We start from the raw sequence: 16,893 nt of genomic DNA, 5'->3' as shown, positions 1-16,893 counted from the left end.
CCCCTTCGCGGGGGTGCCCGTTCTTTCGTCTCAGCCGCGGGTGAGCTCTTCGAGCACCTCGACGACGTGGCGGTACGGCTGTCCGGTCGCGCGGGTCATGCCGATCTCGCAGGTGCGGTTCGCAGAGACGAAGGCATCGAATCCGCCGCGGTCGGCATCCGCCGCGCGGATCTCGGCCGACTCGACGGCTGTGGCGCTGGCCGTGAGCTCAGGATGCAGCATGCCGCGGTCTCCGGCGAAGGCGCAGCATCCCCATCCCTCGGGGACGAACACCTCGGCGGCGACGGCCGCCGCGATCTCGGTGAGTGCGCCGGTCGCGCCCAGGGCGGTCGTCGAGCAGGTCGGATGCACTGCCACGCTGTCGAGCTTGGCGGCCACGGTGAGGTGGGGGAGCACCTCCCTGGCGATGTAGGTGGTGGCATCCTCGATCACGAGCCCCGCGTACTCCGGATACTCGGCGACGGACTTCGCGAGCATCGTGTGCAGGCCCTCGGTGCAGGAGGCCGCGTCGCACACCACCGGGAGCACGCCCTGCCGGCTGGCCTCCCACAGCGACGAGAGCACGCGCTCCGTCATCCGGTCGTAGCCCGCGAGGTGCCCCTTCGACTTCCAGGGGGTGCCGCAGCACATGCCGCCGGTGTCCTCGGGGATGACGACGGCGATGCCGGCTCGGTCGAGCAGAGCGCGGACCGCATCGCGGGAGCCCTCGCCGTGGCCCTCCGCCCCGAACATCGTGCCGATGCACGCGCCGAAGAAGACCGCTCGGGCGTCGGCGGGGTTCTGCGCCGCCGGAGCCTTCGTGCCGCCGCGGGGGAGGCCGCCGTCGTAGAGCGGCACGGTGTCGGCACCGAGGAGGGCGCGCCCCACCTGGGTCACGCCCTTCACGAGGGGAGCGGGCATCGCGGAGGCGAAGGTCAGGGCGGTGCCGCCGACGCGTGTGACGGCGCCCCAGCCCTTGGCGGCCGCGTCCCAGACCGTGTCCTCGATCTTCGACGACTCCTCGGCGCGCAAGCGCCGGACCAGATCGCCCGTGTTGATGTCGACGGGGCAGGCGACGCCGCACATGCCGTCGACCGCGCAGGTCTGCACGCCGTCGTAGTCGTAGTCGGCCTGCAGGTCCCGCAGCAGCGCGGTGTCGCCCTGCTCCTCGGCCCAGGCCATGTCGCGGCGGATCACGATGCGCTGCCGCGGCGTGAGCGTGATGCTCTTGCTCGGGCACGTCGGCTCGCAGTAGCCGCACTCGACGCAGCGGTCGACCTCGCTCTCGACGGTCGGCACCCGCTTGAGATCATCCAGGTACGAGTCCGGGTCATCGGAGAGCACCACGCCGGGGTTGAGGATCAGGTCGGGGTCGAACAGCCGCTTGATCTCCCACATCATGTCGGTCAGCTCGTCGCCGTACTGGCGCCGCACGAACGGGGCCATGATGCGGCCGGTCCCGTGCTCGGCCTTGAGGGAACCCTGCTGCGAGAGCACCAGGGTGACGAGGTCATCGGTGAAGCGGCGATAGCGGGCGACGCTCTCGGGATCGTCGAAGCGCTCGTTGAGAAGGAAGTGCACGTTCCCGTCTTTCGCGTGCCCGAAGATCACGGACCCTTCGTAGCCGTGCTCCGCGAAGAGCTCGATGAGCCGCTCGCAGGTGGCGAGGAGGCGCGGGACGGGTACGACGATGTCTTCCAGGAGCGCGGTCGTGCCGGAGGGGCGCGCGCCGGCGACGGCGGTGTAGAGCCCCTTCCTGACGTGCCAGAGCGCAGCTCGCTCCGCGGCATCCGTGGTCAGGCGCGGTGCGATGGCCAACGGGAGCGATTCGAAGTGCGCCTGCGCCGTGGCGCTCGCCTGCACGAGTGTGTCCACACTGTCGGAGTGGACCTCGACGAGCAGTGCGGCGTGACCCTGCACCTCGATCTCCGCGATCGTCGCCGGCACGTCGCTCAGGCCCTGCGCGACGCGGAGCGATGCCGCATCCAGCAGCTCGATGGTGGCGAGCCCGAGGTCCGCGAGGGCGGGCAGTGCCGTCATCGCGGCCGAGAGCGTCTCGAACACGAGCAGTCCGGTGGCGACGGCGGGGCGCACCTCGATCGTCCGGAAACTGGCCTCGGCGACGAAGGCGAGGGTGCCCTCCGAGCCGATGATGAGGTGCTCGAGGATCCGCACCGGGTCATCGAAGTCGAGGAGGGCGTTGAGTCCGTATCCCATGGTGTTCTTCATCGAGAACTGCTGCCGGAGGAACGCGACGTGCTCGGGAGAGGCGAGGAGTCGGTCGCGCAGCGCCAGCAGTCCGTCGACGAGCGCAGGCTCGGCGGCGCGGAGCAGGGCCTCGGCCTCCGGATCTCCGGTGTCGAGGATCGTGCCGCTGGGGAGGACGATCCGCATCGACTCGATGGTCTGGTACGAGTTCTCGGTGATGCCGCACGCCATGCCGCTGGAGTTGTTGGCGACGACGCCGCCGATGGTGCACGCGATCTCGCTGGCGGGGTCGGGGCCGAGCTTGCGGCGATACCGCGCGAGGCGCGTGTTGACCTGCCGGACGGTGGCTCCCGGTCCCACCCGGACGGTCGCGCCGTCGTCCTCGACGAGGATGTCGCGGAAGTGGCTGCGGGTGTCCACGAGGATGTCGCCGCTCACGCCCTGTCCGGAGAGGCTGGTGCCGCCGGAGCGGAAGGTCATCGATCGTCCCGCGGCGCGTACGGCGCCGAACGCGCGTGCGACGCCCTCGGCATCCGCGGGGGAGAGGACGGCGTCGGGGATCAGGAGGTAGTGCGAGGCATCGTGCGCCCGGGCGAAACGGTCGATCGAACGGGAGTGGACCTCGGTCGACGACCCGAGCAGGGCAGGGTCCAGCGGTTCTGCGAGTGTGGTCGGCACGGTGCTCCTCTGCTCCGCTCGAAGGATTGTCTGACAAGTGTACTGACTTCGGGCGATCTGGATAGACTGCTCGGATGACGACGGATGCTGCCCTGGGGATCGTCGGCGTGGTCGACGCCGTCACCCTCCGACTCCGTGGACGCATCCTGAGCGGCGAGATCCGCTCCGGTGCACCGCTCACCGAGGCCGCGGTGTCTGAGGCGTTCGGTGTGGCCCGACCCAGCGCGAAGGCGGCGATCGAGCAGCTGGTCGCCAGCGGTCTGCTGGTCCGCACGGCGCACCGCTCGGCACGTGTCATGGGGATCGATCCGGAGACCGTGCGCGACGTCTACCGCACGCGGTCGCGACTGGAGAGCGCCGCGCTCCGCGAGCTGGCGATCACCCGCACCGTGCCGGCATCCGCTCTCGAGGCGAACGCCGAGATCCTGGCGATGCCACCCGGACCCGACGCCGCGACCGTCGACCCCGACCTGCGGTTCCACACCGCTCTGATCGACGCGCTCGGAAGCGACCGGACGGCGCGGATGTATCGCACCGTCCTCGACGAGGCACGACTCTGCATGGCCCAGGTGCAGGGCCGGCGCCTGCTGGACGCCGCGGTGATCGCCGCGCAGCACGCCGAGATGCTGGAAGCCGTCGCCGCGGGCGAAGGCGATCGTGCGGCCGATCTCCTCGCCGCGCATCTCTCCTCGGCCGAGGAGAGACTGGTCGAGGCGATCGACGCCGACTGACGCCGCTCAGCCGGCCGTCACTCGGCCGGCGCCTCCTCGACCTGGATCGGGGCATCGGCCGGATCCGCCCAGACCGGCGCGGGCAGAAGCGTGTCGACCTGGCCCGCCTGGATGGCGCGGAGCGCCTCGGTGATCTCGTCGGCGTTCTCGGGTACGGCCAGGTCGCAGGCGCGCAGCTCGGAGGCGAACTGGAGTGTGAGGCGGATCTTGCCCGCCTCGACGGCCTCGGCCGTCGTGCCGGTGCGGATCTCGCTGCCCGTCTGGATCGCGGAGACCTGATCGCAGACGTGGTACACGGCACCGCCGTCGACCCAGACGACCTCGTCCTGGCCGAGGAGCTGGATCACCGCGGACTGATCGGCGGTGTACTGCTCGACCGACGGCGGGTTGAAGTCGATGCCCAGGACGACCGCGAGCGCCGCGAGAGCGATGCCGACGATGCCCGCGGTCGTCTTCTGCCCCTTGTCCATGTCCTTGTTCAGGAAGATCAGGATGATGAGCGGGAGGAACGCCACGATGGCGATGATCGCTCCGAGCTGGTTCTGGACGAAGAATCTGACCGTCTCGGACTTGCGCGCAGGGTCGAGGCGATTCGCCTTCTTCCAGAGCAACGAGCCGGTGATCGACAGTGCGGCGATGACGACGAGGAGCACGAGGAGCGCGATGAAAGCCCACTGCGGGAACTGCGCCGTGACGCCCTGCTCCTGGAGGAGGCCGGTGTCGGGGTCGCGCACGAGCGTGCCGTCCTCACCCACGAAGACGCGCTGACGGAGGAGCCAGAAGATGCCGACCGCCTCGCCGGCGATCGCGACTGCCCAGAGGACCGCGGCGATCCAGCGGAATGTCGTCGCCTTCTGCTTGGCGGCAGCCGTCGGCACCCAGCCCGCGGGCGGCTCCGCAGCGCTGGCATTCGTCGGCGCCTGCTCCGCGCGATCGACCTTCTTCTTCTCAGCCACAGCGGTCCTTTCCCCCTGCCGAAGGCCTCCGCGGCCCGATGCCCCCGAGCATAGTGGACCGCGTGTCCTACTCTGGGGACATGACCTCCGATTCCGACGACGCCCTCAGCTGGGACGGCGACGACGCGCGGACCCCGAAAGACCCGGCGCTGCCGCAGGGGTGGAATGCCGTCGGGAAGGGCAGCGCCGACGTCGGTAGGATCGAGGATGACGGATCCGTCACGCCGGCGGGGGAGACGGAGCGCGCGGGGCTGAGTACCGCGATGCTCCTCGTCCTGGGTGTCGTAGGCGGCGTCTACCTGCTCTACACGATCGGGTGGGTCGTCGGCGGACTGCGGCTCAAGCCGCTCGCCTCCTTCCTGGTCGACGATGCGATGTTCCTGCCGTGGTTCGTGCTCGCCATCGCCGCCCCGGCGCTCTGGTTCCTCGCGACCTGGGTGCTGACACGGGGGAGAGCGGCCTGGGTCCGGATCGCCTTCCTGCTGGCCGGCGTCGTGCTCCTCGTTCCCTGGCCCTTCGTCACGGTGGGGGTGATCGGATCATGACCGACGCGCAGAGCACACCCGTTTCGGCCGGATCCCCGCGCTGGCTCGTCGGAGTCGTCCTCGGCTTCGCCGGCCTCCTCTACGCCTACGCGGTCTGGAACGCGGTCGCGCATCTGATCAACATGGCGCGCACCGGTCTGACCGGAACGGGCTGGATCACGCTGCTGTTCGGGGTGGTGTTCCCCGTCATCGTCTTCGTGTTCGCGTTCCTCATCGGCCGGCGGCGTCGCGTGGGCGAGCTGGCTCTCGCGCTACTGGCCGGTCTCGGGATCGTCGCCGTCTTCTGGATGAGCCTGATCGCATTGAGCCTGACCCTTCCCAGCGCCTGAGCGTCTGTTCCCGCGTTCGAAGCCGGAGCGCGGTCCGACGCGGGCCGTCACACGCACGGAGCGCCGCGACCGCTCGGGTACAGTTGAGGTGATCGCGCCCCCATGGTGTGCGGCGCATCGGCCCCTCCCGCCTGTCGCGCTGCCCCGAAGGATTCTCTGTGCCGAAGCCCGTTGTGCTCATCGCCGAAGTGCTCTCTCCCGCCACGATCGAGGCTCTGGGCCCCGACTTCGACGTCCGTGACGTCGACGGCACCGACCGCGAGGCGCTCTTCGCCTCGCTGGCCGAGGCGGACGCGGTCCTCATCCGCTCGGCCACCCGCATCGACGAAGAGGCTCTGGCGCACGCGCCGAAGCTGAAGGTCGTCGCCCGTGCCGGCGTCGGACTCGACAACGTCGACATCAAGGCCGCGACGGCAGCCGGTGTCATGGTCGTGAACGCGCCCACCTCGAACATCGTCTCGGCCGCCGAGCTCACGGTCGGGCACATCCTCAGCCTCGCCCGCCGCATTCCGGCCGCGCACGCGTCGCTCGCCGCCGGACAGTGGAAGCGCAGCTCCTTCACCGGGGCCGAGCTGTTCGAGAAGACTGTGGGCATCGTCGGCCTCGGCCGCATCGGGGCGCTCGTCGCCGCGCGCCTCGCCGCCTTCGACATGCGCGTCGTCGCCTACGACCCCTACGTCACCTCCGCCCGTGCGCAGCAGCTCGGCGTGCAGCTGCTCTCGCTCGACGAGCTCGTCGCCGAGGCCGACTTCCTCACGATCCATATGCCGAAGACGCCGGAGACCACCGGCATGATCGGCGCGGAGCAGTTCGCCGCGATGAAGCCGACCGCGTTCGTCGTGAACGTCGCGCGTGGCGGCCTGATCGACGAGGAGGCGCTGCACGAGGCGCTCGTCGCCGGCGAGATCGCCGGTGCCGGACTCGACGTCTTCACGTCCGAGCCGCCCGCCGAGGGGGCTCGGCGCGACCGCTGCTCGACCTGCCGAACGTCGTCGTCACCCCGCACCTGGGTGCGAGCACGGAAGAAGCGCAGGAGAAGGCCGGCGTCTCGGTCGCGAAGTCCGTGCGCCTCGCGCTCGGCGGAGACCTCGTGCCGGATGCCGTCAACGTCGCCGGCGGCGTCATCGACCCCTACGTCCGCCCCGGCATCTCGCTCGTCGAGAAGCTCGGCCAGATCTTCGCCTCGCTCGCGACCTCGCCGCTCACCAGCCTCGACGTCGAGGTGCACGGCGAGCTCAACGACTACGACGTGAGCGTGCTCAAGCTCGCCGCGCTCAAGGGCGTCTTCACCAACATCGTGAGCGAGACCGTGTCCTATGTGAACGCGCCGCTGCTCGCGGAGCAGCGCGGCATCGCGGTGCGTCTGCTCAAGGACGACGTGAGCGACGAGTATCGCAACGTGATCACCCTCACGGGGGCGCTCTCCGACGGCTCGCAGCTCTCGGTCTCCGGAACGCTCACCGGCCCGAAGCAGGCCGAGAAGCTGGTCGGGATCAACGACCACACGCTCGAGCTGCCGATCGAGAAGCACCACGTCGTCATGCTCTACACCGACCGTCCCGGCATCGTCGCGGTGTACGGCCAGAAGTTCGGCGAGGCGGGCATCAACATCGCCGGCATGCAGATCGCTCGTCAGGCGGCCGGCGCGCAGGCGCTCAGCGTCCTGACGCTCGACTCGCCGGTCTCGGAGGAGCTGCTGGAAGACGTGAGCGCCGCCATCGACGCCGACCTGTTCCGCCAGATCGAGATCACCGAGGTCTGAACACAGGTAGGAGAAGGGCGGAGAGGCGAGAGCCTCTCCGCCCTTCTCACGTTCGGCGGCGCCGTGCCTACGAGGTGGTCTTCAGGACGAGGGCGATCAGTGCTGCGAGCTCCTCGTCATGGGGGACGAGACGCTCGGGCCCGTGCACGTCGAGCGAGTTGTTGAAGTAGAGGCCGTCGCTGAGCAGCATCACGAGATCGAGGCTGGTCCGGTCGCGGACATGCGGACGGATCGCGTCCTCCCAGCGGCGGCGGTTGTCGCGGAGGCCCTCCGCTGCGGCGACCGAGCCGCCCTGAGCGAGACGGGACGCGGCGATCAGGGCGCGATCGAGCGCGTCATCCTCCATCACCGATGTGCGGATGTAGTAGGCGACCGGCCCCTCCGCGGCTGTCGCCATGACCTCGAGGTCTGCGGTGGTCAGCGAGTCGAGCCGTTCCAGGAGGCCGGCTGCGAGCTCTTCCTTCGATCCGAAGTGGTAGAGCAACCCGCCCTTGGAGACGCCGGCGGCTCTGGCCGTGGCGTCGAGCGTCGCCGCACGCTCGCCGTCGGCGATGACGATGGACTCGAAGGCGTCGAGCACCTTCTCGCGGGCGAGGGGAGGTCGGGGCATATCTGTTACTATACCAGCTGGACGGTTCACTAACGAGGCCGCCAAGATCCTGAGAGGTGTTCCATGACCCGTACTGCGTCGATCCCGACGACAGAGACGGATGCTCCCCGCGTCGGGGCCCGGGGCTGGGCGGCGCTCGTCGTCCTCATGCTGCCGGTGCTGCTCGTCTCGGTGGACAACACGGTGCTGAGCTTCGCGCTCCCCGAGATCTCCATCGCGCTCGCGCCTTCCGGTGCCGAGCAGCTGTGGATCATCGACGTCTATCCTCTGGTGCTCGCCGGTCTCCTCGTCACGATGGGCACCCTCGGCGACCGCTTCGGCCGCCGTCGCATGCTTCTGATCGGTGCCGTCGGCTTCGCCGCCGTCTCGGCGCTGGCCGCCTTCGCGCCCACCGCGGGACTTCTGATCGCCGCGCGAGCGCTGCTCGGCTTCTTCGGCGCGATGCTCATGCCGTCGACCCTCTCGCTGCTGCGCTCGATCTTCCAGAACCGCGACCAGCGCCGCATGGCCATCGCGGTCTGGGCCTCGGCGTTCTCCGCCGGTGCGGCGCTCGGGCCGATCGTCGGCGGGTTCCTGCTCGAGCACTTCGCGTGGGGCTCGGTCTTCCTCATCGCGGTGCCCGTCCTCATCCCGCTGCTGATCCTCGGACCTCTCCTGGTCCCGGAGAGCCGCGACCCGAACCCGGGTCGGATCGACCCCGTCAGCATCGTGCTGTCGATGGCCGCGATGATCCCCGTCGTCTACGCGATCAAGTCGCTGGCGGTCGACGGGCCGTCGCTCGTCGCCGGAGGATGGGCGCTTCTCGGCATCGCGATGGGTGTGCTTTTCGTCCGTCGGCAGAACCGTGCGACCATGCCCATGCTCGACATGGCGCTGTTCCGGCGCGGGACGTTCTCGGGGGCCATCCTCGTGAACCTGCTCAGCGTCGTCGCCCTGGTCGGATTCCTCTACTTCGTCTCCCAGCATCTGCAGCTGGTGCTCGGCCTGTCGCCGATGCTGGCCGGCGTCGCGCTGGTGCCCGGCATGGCGGCGATGATCGTGGCCGGCCTCACGGTCGTGCCGATCTCGCGTCGCGTCCCGCCGCATGTGCTGGTGCCGAGCGCCCTGCTGTTCTCGGTGGCCGGCTACCTGATCGTCGCGTTCACGACGCACGCGCACGGCGTCGCGCCGCTGATCATCGCCTTCGTCGTGCTCGGCATCGGCATCGGCGCCGCGGAGACGATCTCGAACGAGCTGATCCTGTCGAGCGCCCCGGCCGAGAAGGCCGGAGCCGCGAGCGCGGTGTCCGAGACGGCCTACGAACTCGGGGCCGTGCTCGGCACGGCGATCCTCGGCGGCATCATCACGGCCTTCTATCGCGGAGCGCTCGTGCTGCCGGACGGGCTGCCCGCAGAGGTGGCGCACGCCGCGCGCGAGACCCTCGCCGGTGCCTACACCGCCGCGCGGGAACTGCCGGCGACGCTCGGAGATGCCCTCTGGAACGCCGCCGCAGCGGCGTTCGGTTCCGGCGTGATGGTGACGTCCCTGATCGGCGCGGGTCTCGTCGTCGTGGCGGGCGCGATCGCGGCCGTCACACTGCGCAAGGCCCCCTCGCACTGAGCACTACGCTGGGATGACCGGTCTGCTCGACGAGCGAAGGAGCGCGACCGGTTCATCCCGGTGCAAGGAGTGTCATGTCGCGTGTCGTGAAGCTGGCCGTCATCCCCGGTGACGGTATCGGTCCCGAGGTCGTCGCCGAGGCCGAGAAGGTCCTCGAGGCGGTCACCGCGCAGAGCGACGTGGTCTTCGACAAGACCCGCTTCTCGCTCGGGGCCGCGCGCTTCCTCGAGACCGGCGACACGCTCACCGACGACGACCTCGCGGCCATCGCCGCGCACGACGCCATCCTCCTCGGCGCCGTCGGCGGCACGCCGGGAGACCCGCGGCTCAAGGACGCGAACATCGAGCGAGGGCTGCTCCTCAAGCTCCGCTTCACGCTCGACCACTACGTGAACCTGCGGCCGTCGAAGCTCTTCACGGGCGCACCCGGGCCGCTGTCGAACCCGGGCGAGATCGACTTCGTCGTCGTCCGCGAAGGCACCGAGGGCCCGTACGTCGGCAACGGCGGCGCGATCCGCAAGGGCACGCCGCAGGAGGTCGCCAATGAGACCTCGGTGAACACGGCTTTCGGTGTCGAGCGCGTCGTGCGCTACGCCTTCGATCTGGCCGAGCGGCGCCGCAAGAAGGTCACCCTGGTGCACAAGACGAACGTGCTCGTGCACGCCGGCGCGATCTGGCAGCGCGTCGTCGACGATGTCGCTGCGGCCCACCCCGACGTGTCCGTCGACTACCTGCACGTCGACGCTGCGACGATCTTCCTGGTGACAGACCCTTCGCGGTTCGACGTCATCGTCACCGACAATCTGTTCGGCGACATCCTCACCGATCTCGCCGGCGCCGTCACGGGCGGCATCGGCCTCGCGGCATCCGGGAACATCAACCCCGACGGTGCCTTCCCCTCGATGTTCGAGCCCGTGCACGGTTCGGCACCGGACATCGCAGGACAGCAGAAGGCCGACCCGACGGCCGCGATCCTCTCTGTCGCCCTGCTGCTCGATCACCTCGGTCTCGCCGAAGAATCCGCACGCGTCAGCGCAGCGGTCGAGACCGATATCGCCGCCCGCAGCGCGGCTCGCACGACGGCGGAGATCGGCTCCGCGATCGCCGCGCGCCTCTGACCTTCAGGCGTAGGCTGAGAGGGCGCGACGATGCGCCCACCCACGAGGAATGGATGACGACATGACGACCATCGATGCTGAGTCGACCGTGGCTCCACTGGAGTTCGCGGTGACGAAGAACCTGACCGCAGCCTCGCCCGGACGAGTGGCCGAGGTGCACGAGAACCCGGGGTTCGGCGTCGTCTTCACCGATCACATGGTCGACATCTGCTGGTCGGCCAAGGGCGGCTGGCACCGGCCGCGCGTGCAGCCGTATGGACCCATTCCGCTCGACCCCGCGGCATCCGTCCTGCACTACGCCCAGGAGATCTTCGAGGGCATCAAGGCCTACCGCCACGAGGACGGATCGATCCACACGTTCCGCCCCGACCGCAACGCGGCGCGGATGCAGGCCAGCGCCCGGCGCCTCGCGCTGCCGGAGCTGCCGACCGAGTACTTCATCCAGTCGCTGCGCGAACTCGTCGCGGTCGACGGGCACTGGGTGCCGTCGGGCGCCGACCAGAGCCTGTACCTGCGGCCGTTCATGTTCGCCAAGGAGGCCTTCCTCGGCGTCCGGGCTGCGCAGAAGGTCGCGTACTACGTGATCGCGAGCCCCGCCGGCGCCTACTTCTCCGGCGGCGTGAAGCCCGTGCGCATCTGGCTGTCCGAGGACTACGCCCGCGCGGGTAAGGGCGGCACCGGCAAGGCGAAGACGGGTGGCAACTACGCGTCGAGCCTGCTGGCGCAGAGCGAGGCCAGTGCGAAGGGCTGCGATCAGGTCGTGTTCCTGAACGAGCACCGCAACGTCGAGGAGCTCGGCGGCATGAACGTCGTGTTCGTCTTCAAGGACGGTCGCGTGGTCACGCCCGAGTCCGACAGCATCCTCGAGGGCATCACGCGCGACTCGCTGCTGCAGCTCGCGGAGGACCGCGGGTACACGGTGGAGAAGCGTCCGATCTCGATCGACGAGTGGCGCGAGGGCGTGGCATCGGGCGACATCGTCGAGGTGTTCGCGTGCGGCACGGCCGCGGTCGTGACTCCCATCGGCGCGCTGGTCGGCGACGGCTTCGACGAGCCGCAGCCGCTGGGCGAGCTGGCGCTGTCGCTGCGCGAAGAGCTCACCGACATCCAGTACGGCCGCCGCGAGGATCGGCACGGCTGGCTGCTCCGCCTCGACGCCTGAGAGCGGGCGCGCTCGCTAGGCTGGAACCATGAAGATCGCCCGGTTCAGCCACGACGACGCCATCATGTACGGGATCATCGACGGGACCGACCTCGTCGTGCTCGCCGGAGACCCGATGTTCTCGGGATACGAGACGACGGGTGCGCGCGTGCCGCTGGCGGATGCCGCGCTCCTCGCCCCGGTGATCCCGCGGTCCAAGGTCGTCTGCGTCGGCAAGAACTATCACGATCACGCCGCCGAGATGGGGGGAGTGGCACCAGAGGAGCCGCTCCTCTTCCTCAAGCCGAACACCGCGGTGATCGGCCCCGGTGACGCGATCGTGCGTCCGACCCTGTCCGAGCGCACCGAGTACGAGGGCGAGCTCGTGGTCGTGATCGGCAAGATCGCGAAGAACGTGAAGGCCGAGAACGCGCTCGACTATGTGCTCGGCTACACGATCGGCAACGACGTGACCGCGCGGGATCTGCAGCGCAAGGACGGCCAGTGGTCGCGTGCCAAGGGGTTCGACACGTTCTGCCCGCTCGGTCCGGTCATCGAGACGGACTTCGATCCGGCATCCGCGAGCATCGAGACCCGCGTCAACGGCGAGGTGCGCCAGCAGGCTCCGCTCACCGACATGATCCACTCGGTCCCGGCGATCATCGAGTACGCCTCCGCCGTCTTCACGCTTCTTCCCGGTGACGTCATCATGACCGGCACCCCGGCAGGCGTGGGCGAGTTCGGTGCCGGCGACGTCGTAGAGGTCGAGATCACGGGTCTGGGGATCCTGCGCAACAGCGCACGCAACGCCGCAGCGACCTCATGAGCGGTGTCGCCCTGACGGCGGCCGAGCAGAACGCCGTGCAGCGGCGCACCGTGCTCGTGCTGTCGTTCGGGCAGGTTCTCGGCGGCATCGCGTTCGGTGCGACGGTCTCTCTGGGTGCGCTCCTCGCGGCGGACATCTCGGGCAGCGATGCCCTCTCCGGTCTCGCGACCGCGTCGGTGACCCTCGGCGCGGCGGTCTGCGCCATCCCTCTGGCGCGACTGGCCGCGCGGGTCGGCCGACGGCGCGCTCTCACCCTCGGGAACCTGTTCGCTCTCGTCGGCATCGCCGTGGTGATCCTGGCCGCATCGCTGCGGGTGTTCCCGCTGCTGCTGGCGGGGATCCTCATGATCGGCGCCGGCAACGCCGGGAACCTGCAGTCGCGGTTCGCGGCGACCGACCTCGCGGCACCGCAGCATCGCGGTCGTGACCTCTCGATCGTCGTGTGGTCGACCACCATCGGGGGAGTGGCGGGGCCGCTGCTGCTGGGGCCGGGCGAGATCGTCGGGCAGGCGATCGGGATGCCGCCGCAGACCGGGTCCTACGTGTTCTCCTTCGTCGCGCAGTGCGCGGCGCTGATCCTGTACGTCGTCGCATTGCGACCCGACCCGCTGCTGGCGGCGCAGCGACTCGCGAAGGCGGCGGCCGCGGCGACCGGGACACCCTTCGCCGATCGCCCCCGCGTGGCGCGCTACGCGATCTTCGCCGTCGCAGGATCGCACGTGGTGATGGCTTCGGTCATGGCGATGACGCCCGTGCACCTCTCGCACATGGCGCACGGCGCGCATGGGATGGCGCCCACTCCGGCGGATGTGTCCGCTCTCGTGGGCATCACGATCGCGCTGCATGTCGGCGGCATGTACGCGCTGTCGCCGCTCTTCGGTGTGCTGGCCGACCGCTGGGGAAGGCTTCGTGTCGTGCTGCTGGGGCAGGTGCTGCTCGGCGGCGCCCTGGCCTTCGCGATCTTCACGGGGACGGAGCAGGGGGGTGTCATCGCGGCGCTGATCCTGCTCGGCCTCGGGTGGAGCGCGGCGACCGTCGCCGGTGCCGCGCTCCTCACCGAGGCGTCGGCGCCCGAGGTCCGCACGCGCCGGCAGGGTCGCAGCGACTCCCTCATGAGTCTGTCCGCCGCGGCCGGCTCCGTGCTCGCCGGCGTCGTCCTCTCGAACTTCCAGTACGCGGGGCTCGGGGTCGCGGCATCCGTCCTCGTCCTGGCGATCGTCGCGCTCTCGCCCCTCGGACGGACGCCGGCCCGCTGAGATCCTGTGCGCTCAGGTGTACCAGGTCGGTTCCGGCACCTCGCCCAGCAGCACGAACCCGCCGACCTCGCGCTTCTTGTACGCGATCGGATCGTGCAGGCTGTGCGTGCGCAGGTTGCGCCAGAAGATGTCGAGCCCGACGGCGTTCGACGACGCACGGGCGCCGGCGAGCTCGTAGACCTTCGTGGCGACCTCCAGGCCGTCGTCGACGATCCGCAGCTTGCCGGCTGCGATGCGCACGGCGATCTCACCGCGGCGGCGCGCGGTGAGCTCCTCGCGCGGGGCGTGGAGGACGGCACTGATCTCGGCGCCGACGGCATCGAGCAGCGCCTCGTCCGCCCAGAGCTTGGAGGCCAGATCGCCGTACCCCTCGCGCAGGTACCACTCGTCGGTCGCGCGCTGCTTGTCGTCGCCGCCGTACGGCCACGCACGGGTGGTGGTGCGCGTGTACGCCGAGGCCGTCTCGAGAGCGCCCTGGGCGATGCCGAGATAGAAGTTCGCGAACACGAGCTGGATCGCGGGGACGTTGAGGGTGTTGTACGTGAGCGGCTGGAAGACCTTGTCCACGAACCCGGCGGCGGATGCCCAGGGCACGCGCACGTCGCGGATCTCGACGGATCCGGACTCGGTGAGTCGCTGACCGAGGTTGTCCCAGTCGTCGGCGAACACGATGCCGTCCTGGTCGGTCGGGACGATCGCGAAGATGTGCGTCTCCGTCCCTTCGAGAACGCCTTCGAGGACCGTGAGGTCGGAGATCTTGCCACCGGTGGAGAACGACTTCCGGCCGGAGAAGACGAGCTCGTCGCCGTCTTCGCGGATGACGAGGTCGGAATCCCGGGGGTTCACCGCGCCGCCGAAGACGAAGCGGTTCGTCGTGTAGAGCTCTTCCACGGCGGTGATCTGCTCGTCGGTCGCGACCAGTCGCGCCGCCCACGCCCAGAGGTAGTGGTATCCGAGCACCTGACCGATCGATCCGTCGCCCCGGGCGACGGTCCGGATCACCTTGTACGCCGTGTCCCAGCTCTCGCCGGCGCCGCCGTGAGCGACAGGACCGAGCAGCGTGATGAGCCCCGAGTCCTTGAGCAGCTGCACCTCGGCGTGCGGCGTCGCATTGGCGCGGTCGCGCTCGACGGCGTCGACCACGAGGATGTCGGCGACCTCCTGCGCTCTGTCGAGCCATTCCTCGCTGTCTCGCGGTGCGGCGACGTCCTGCCAGCGATTGCCGAGTCCAGTGGTCACGGGGGATGTGATGCTCATGATTCTGCCTTCCGGTCGTGGGCGTGTGCCGCAACGATAGGAGTGTTCCGGACGACGGCGCCGGTGGGTTACCCGGAGTGAGCGACTGTTACCCGGGGTGACCGGATGCGTCGCCCGAGGGCTCCGGGATCGCCGACAGACGGCGGAGGTTCGCCAACTAGAATCGAAGGGCTATGGCTACCCCTCACCCCCTCACCACGACTGCACGTGGTGCCGACGTCCGCGTCCGCTTCTGCCCCTCGCCGACCGGCCTGCCGCATGTCGGCCTGGTGCGCACCGCCCTCTTCAACTGGGCATACGCCCGCCACAACGGCGGCAAGCTGGTCTTCCGCATCGAAGACACCGATGCCGCGCGCGACAGTGAGGAGAGCTACCGCCAGCTGCTGGACGCGCTGACGTGGCTCAAGATCGACTGGGACGAGGGCGTCGAGGTCGGCGGACCGCACGCGCCCTACCGGCAGTCCGAGCGCCACGACATCTACCGCGGGGTCATCGACAAGCTCCTCGCGTCGGGCGCCCTCTACGAGAGCTTCTCGAACGCGGAGGAGATCGACGCTCGCAACGAGGCGAACGGTCGCGCCAAGCAGCTCGGCTACGACAACTTCGATCGGGACCTCACCGAAGCGCAGAAGGAGGCGTTCCGCGCCGAGGGACGGCAGCCGGCTCTGCGCCTGCGCGTTCCCGACGAGGATCTCACCTACGTCGATCTCATCCGCGGCGAGGTCACGTTCCCCGCGGGGTCGTTCCCCGATTTCGTGGTCGTACGGCCGAACGGCATCCCGCTCTACACGTTCGTGAACCCGGTCGACGACGCGCTGATGGGCATCACCCATGTGCTCCGCGGTGAAGACCTGATGCCGTCGACCGCACGTCAGCTCGCGCTCTACGCGGCGCTGATCGACGCGGGCGTCACGACCTTCGTCCCACGCTTCGCGCACATGCCGCTCGTGCTGGGGGAGACCGGCAACAAGAAGCTCTCGAAGCGCGACCCGCAGGCCGACCTGTTCCTGCACCGTGATCGCGGCTTCATCCCCGAGGGCCTGCTCAACTACCTGGCCCTGCTGGGGTGGTCGATCGGACACGATCGCGACGTCTTCTCGCTGGACGAGTTCACCGCCGCCTTCGACGTCGAGAACGTCAACCCGAACCCGGCCCGCTTCGACCAGAAGAAGGCCGAGTCGATCAACGGCGACCACATCCGGATGCTCGACGAGAAGGACTTCGCCGAGCGCACGGTTCCTTACCTGGCGGCCGCCGGACTCTTCGACGAGCCGACCCGCGAACAGCTCGTCACCGCCTTCCGCGTCGCGCCCCTCGTGCAGGAGCGCGTGCAACTGCTCGGCGAGGTGCCCGGCATGGTCGGCTTCCTGTTCACGGACGAGGTCACGTACGACACCGACGCGCTCAAGGGCCTGCCTGCGAATGCGGCTGAGGTGCTCGAGGCGTGCGTCGCGGCGCTCGAGCCCGTGAGCGAGTTCACGCCGGAGAAGATCCAGGATGCCCTCGCCCACGCCCTCGTCGAGACCCTGGAGCTCAAGCCGCGCGTCGCCTACGGTCCGCCGCGCGTCGCGATCACGGGTCGTCGGGTCTCGCCGCCGCTGTTCGAGTCGATGGAGCTGCTCGGGAAGGACGAGTCACTGCGTCGTCTGCGGGGTCTCGCCGAGTTCCTCGCGAGCTGAGTCCTCGGCCGCCAAGGCTGCATCGGAGTCGGCGGAGAGGATGCGAAGCCCGAGGTCTTCGAGGGCCGCATTCATGTGGGCCGCGTACCACTGCGGCCACTGCTCGTCATAGACCCCACCGAGGTTCTCCTGTTCGTGCACGCCGTGCGCGGCGGCCGCACGCGTGAGCAGGTCCTGGAGGATGCGCGTCGTCTCGTCCATGGCGTTCCCGGCTTCCGG

Annotated in this window: 14 protein-coding genes and 1 pseudogene; 10 read left to right on the top strand and 5 right to left on the bottom strand. The window is 69.5% G+C overall.

Going from position 1 to position 16,893, the window contains the following annotated elements; translation table 11 throughout:
* Positions 1-30 precede the first annotated feature (30 nt).
* On the bottom strand, positions 31-2,865 hold the full coding sequence (locus ABS642_RS05060) for an FAD-binding and (Fe-S)-binding domain-containing protein (RefSeq protein ID WP_350352480.1): 2,835 nt from the start codon (positions 2,863-2,865) through the stop codon (positions 31-33).
* 74 nt (positions 2,866-2,939) lie between these two features.
* On the opposite strand from ABS642_RS05060, the gene ABS642_RS05055 reads away from it, so the two are divergent.
* Positions 2,940-3,596 (top strand): GntR family transcriptional regulator, encoded by a 657-nt coding sequence (locus ABS642_RS05055; RefSeq protein WP_350352479.1) that lies wholly within the window; start codon positions 2,940-2,942, stop codon positions 3,594-3,596.
* A gap of 17 nt (positions 3,597-3,613) precedes the next feature.
* Here ABS642_RS05055 and ABS642_RS05050 read toward each other — a convergent pair whose 3' ends face one another.
* On the bottom strand, positions 3,614-4,552 hold the full coding sequence (locus tag ABS642_RS05050) for a hypothetical protein (RefSeq protein ID WP_350352478.1): 939 nt from the start codon (positions 4,550-4,552) through the stop codon (positions 3,614-3,616).
* 80 nt (positions 4,553-4,632) lie between these two features.
* Here ABS642_RS05050 and ABS642_RS05045 point away from each other — a divergent pair, with 80 nt between their 5' ends.
* The 3 genes and pseudogenes from ABS642_RS05045 to serA all read left to right on the top strand — a co-directional run bounded on the left by ABS642_RS05045 (position 4,633) and on the right by serA (position 7,188).
* On the top strand, positions 4,633-5,097 hold the full coding sequence (locus ABS642_RS05045) for a hypothetical protein (RefSeq protein ID WP_350352477.1): 465 nt from the start codon (positions 4,633-4,635) through the stop codon (positions 5,095-5,097).
* Complete coding sequence (locus ABS642_RS05040; RefSeq protein WP_282217337.1) at positions 5,094-5,426, top strand: hypothetical protein; 333 nt, start codon at positions 5,094-5,096, stop codon at positions 5,424-5,426. Before ABS642_RS05045 ends, ABS642_RS05040 begins: the two co-directional genes overlap by 4 nt.
* Positions 5,427-5,584: 158 nt before the next feature.
* Positions 5,585-7,188 (top strand): annotated as a pseudogene (gene serA, locus ABS642_RS05035) (phosphoglycerate dehydrogenase).
* A gap of 67 nt (positions 7,189-7,255) precedes the next feature.
* Here serA and ABS642_RS05030 read toward each other — a convergent pair.
* Complete coding sequence (locus tag ABS642_RS05030) at positions 7,256-7,798, bottom strand: TetR/AcrR family transcriptional regulator (protein ID WP_282217335.1); 543 nt, start codon at positions 7,796-7,798, stop codon at positions 7,256-7,258.
* A 63-nt stretch (positions 7,799-7,861) separates the two neighbouring features.
* Here ABS642_RS05030 and ABS642_RS05025 point away from each other — a divergent pair, with 63 nt between their 5' ends.
* The 5 genes from ABS642_RS05025 (at position 7,862) to ABS642_RS05005 (ending at position 13,738) form a co-directional block, all read left to right on the top strand.
* Positions 7,862-9,397 (top strand): MFS transporter, encoded by a 1,536-nt coding sequence (locus tag ABS642_RS05025; RefSeq protein WP_350352476.1) that lies wholly within the window; start codon positions 7,862-7,864, stop codon positions 9,395-9,397.
* Between the two features lie 74 nt (positions 9,398-9,471).
* Positions 9,472-10,515, top strand: coding sequence for a 3-isopropylmalate dehydrogenase (locus ABS642_RS05020; protein ID WP_350352475.1), 1,044 nt, complete (start codon positions 9,472-9,474; stop codon positions 10,513-10,515).
* Between the two features lie 61 nt (positions 10,516-10,576).
* Positions 10,577-11,677, top strand: coding sequence for a branched-chain amino acid aminotransferase (locus tag ABS642_RS05015; RefSeq protein ID WP_350352474.1), 1,101 nt, complete (start codon positions 10,577-10,579; stop codon positions 11,675-11,677).
* 28 nt (positions 11,678-11,705) lie between these two features.
* Entirely contained in the window at positions 11,706-12,482 is a 777-nt protein-coding gene (locus ABS642_RS05010) for a fumarylacetoacetate hydrolase family protein (RefSeq protein ID WP_350352473.1), read from the top strand.
* Positions 12,479-13,738, top strand: a complete 1,260-nt coding sequence (locus ABS642_RS05005; RefSeq protein ID WP_350352472.1) for an MFS transporter — start codon at positions 12,479-12,481, stop codon at positions 13,736-13,738. Before ABS642_RS05010 ends, ABS642_RS05005 begins: the two co-directional genes overlap by 4 nt.
* A 12-nt stretch (positions 13,739-13,750) precedes the next feature.
* On the opposite strand, the gene ABS642_RS05000 is transcribed toward ABS642_RS05005, so the two are convergent.
* Complete coding sequence (locus tag ABS642_RS05000; protein ID WP_350352471.1) at positions 13,751-14,995, bottom strand: acyl-CoA dehydrogenase family protein; 1,245 nt, start codon at positions 14,993-14,995, stop codon at positions 13,751-13,753.
* A 173-nt stretch (positions 14,996-15,168) separates the two neighbouring features.
* Here ABS642_RS05000 and gltX point away from each other — a divergent pair, with 173 nt between their 5' ends.
* Positions 15,169-16,674 carry a glutamate--tRNA ligase gene (gltX, locus tag ABS642_RS04995; RefSeq protein WP_350352470.1) on the top strand — a complete coding sequence of 502 codons (1,506 nt, stop codon included), beginning with the start codon at positions 15,169-15,171 and terminating at the stop codon, positions 16,672-16,674.
* Here gltX and ABS642_RS04990 read toward each other — a convergent pair.
* Complete coding sequence (locus tag ABS642_RS04990) at positions 16,630-16,875, bottom strand: hypothetical protein (protein ID WP_350352469.1); 246 nt, start codon at positions 16,873-16,875, stop codon at positions 16,630-16,632. The two genes, gltX and ABS642_RS04990, sit on opposite strands and share 45 nt — an antisense overlap.
* Positions 16,876-16,893 lie beyond the last annotated feature (18 nt).

Source organism: Microbacterium sp. A8/3-1 (assembly GCF_040267695.1).
Taxonomy (GTDB): Bacteria; Actinomycetota; Actinomycetes; order Actinomycetales; family Microbacteriaceae; genus Microbacterium; species Microbacterium luteolum.
Note: the sequence above shows the minus strand (reverse complement) of the source record. Positions and strands in the feature narration are given on the sequence as shown.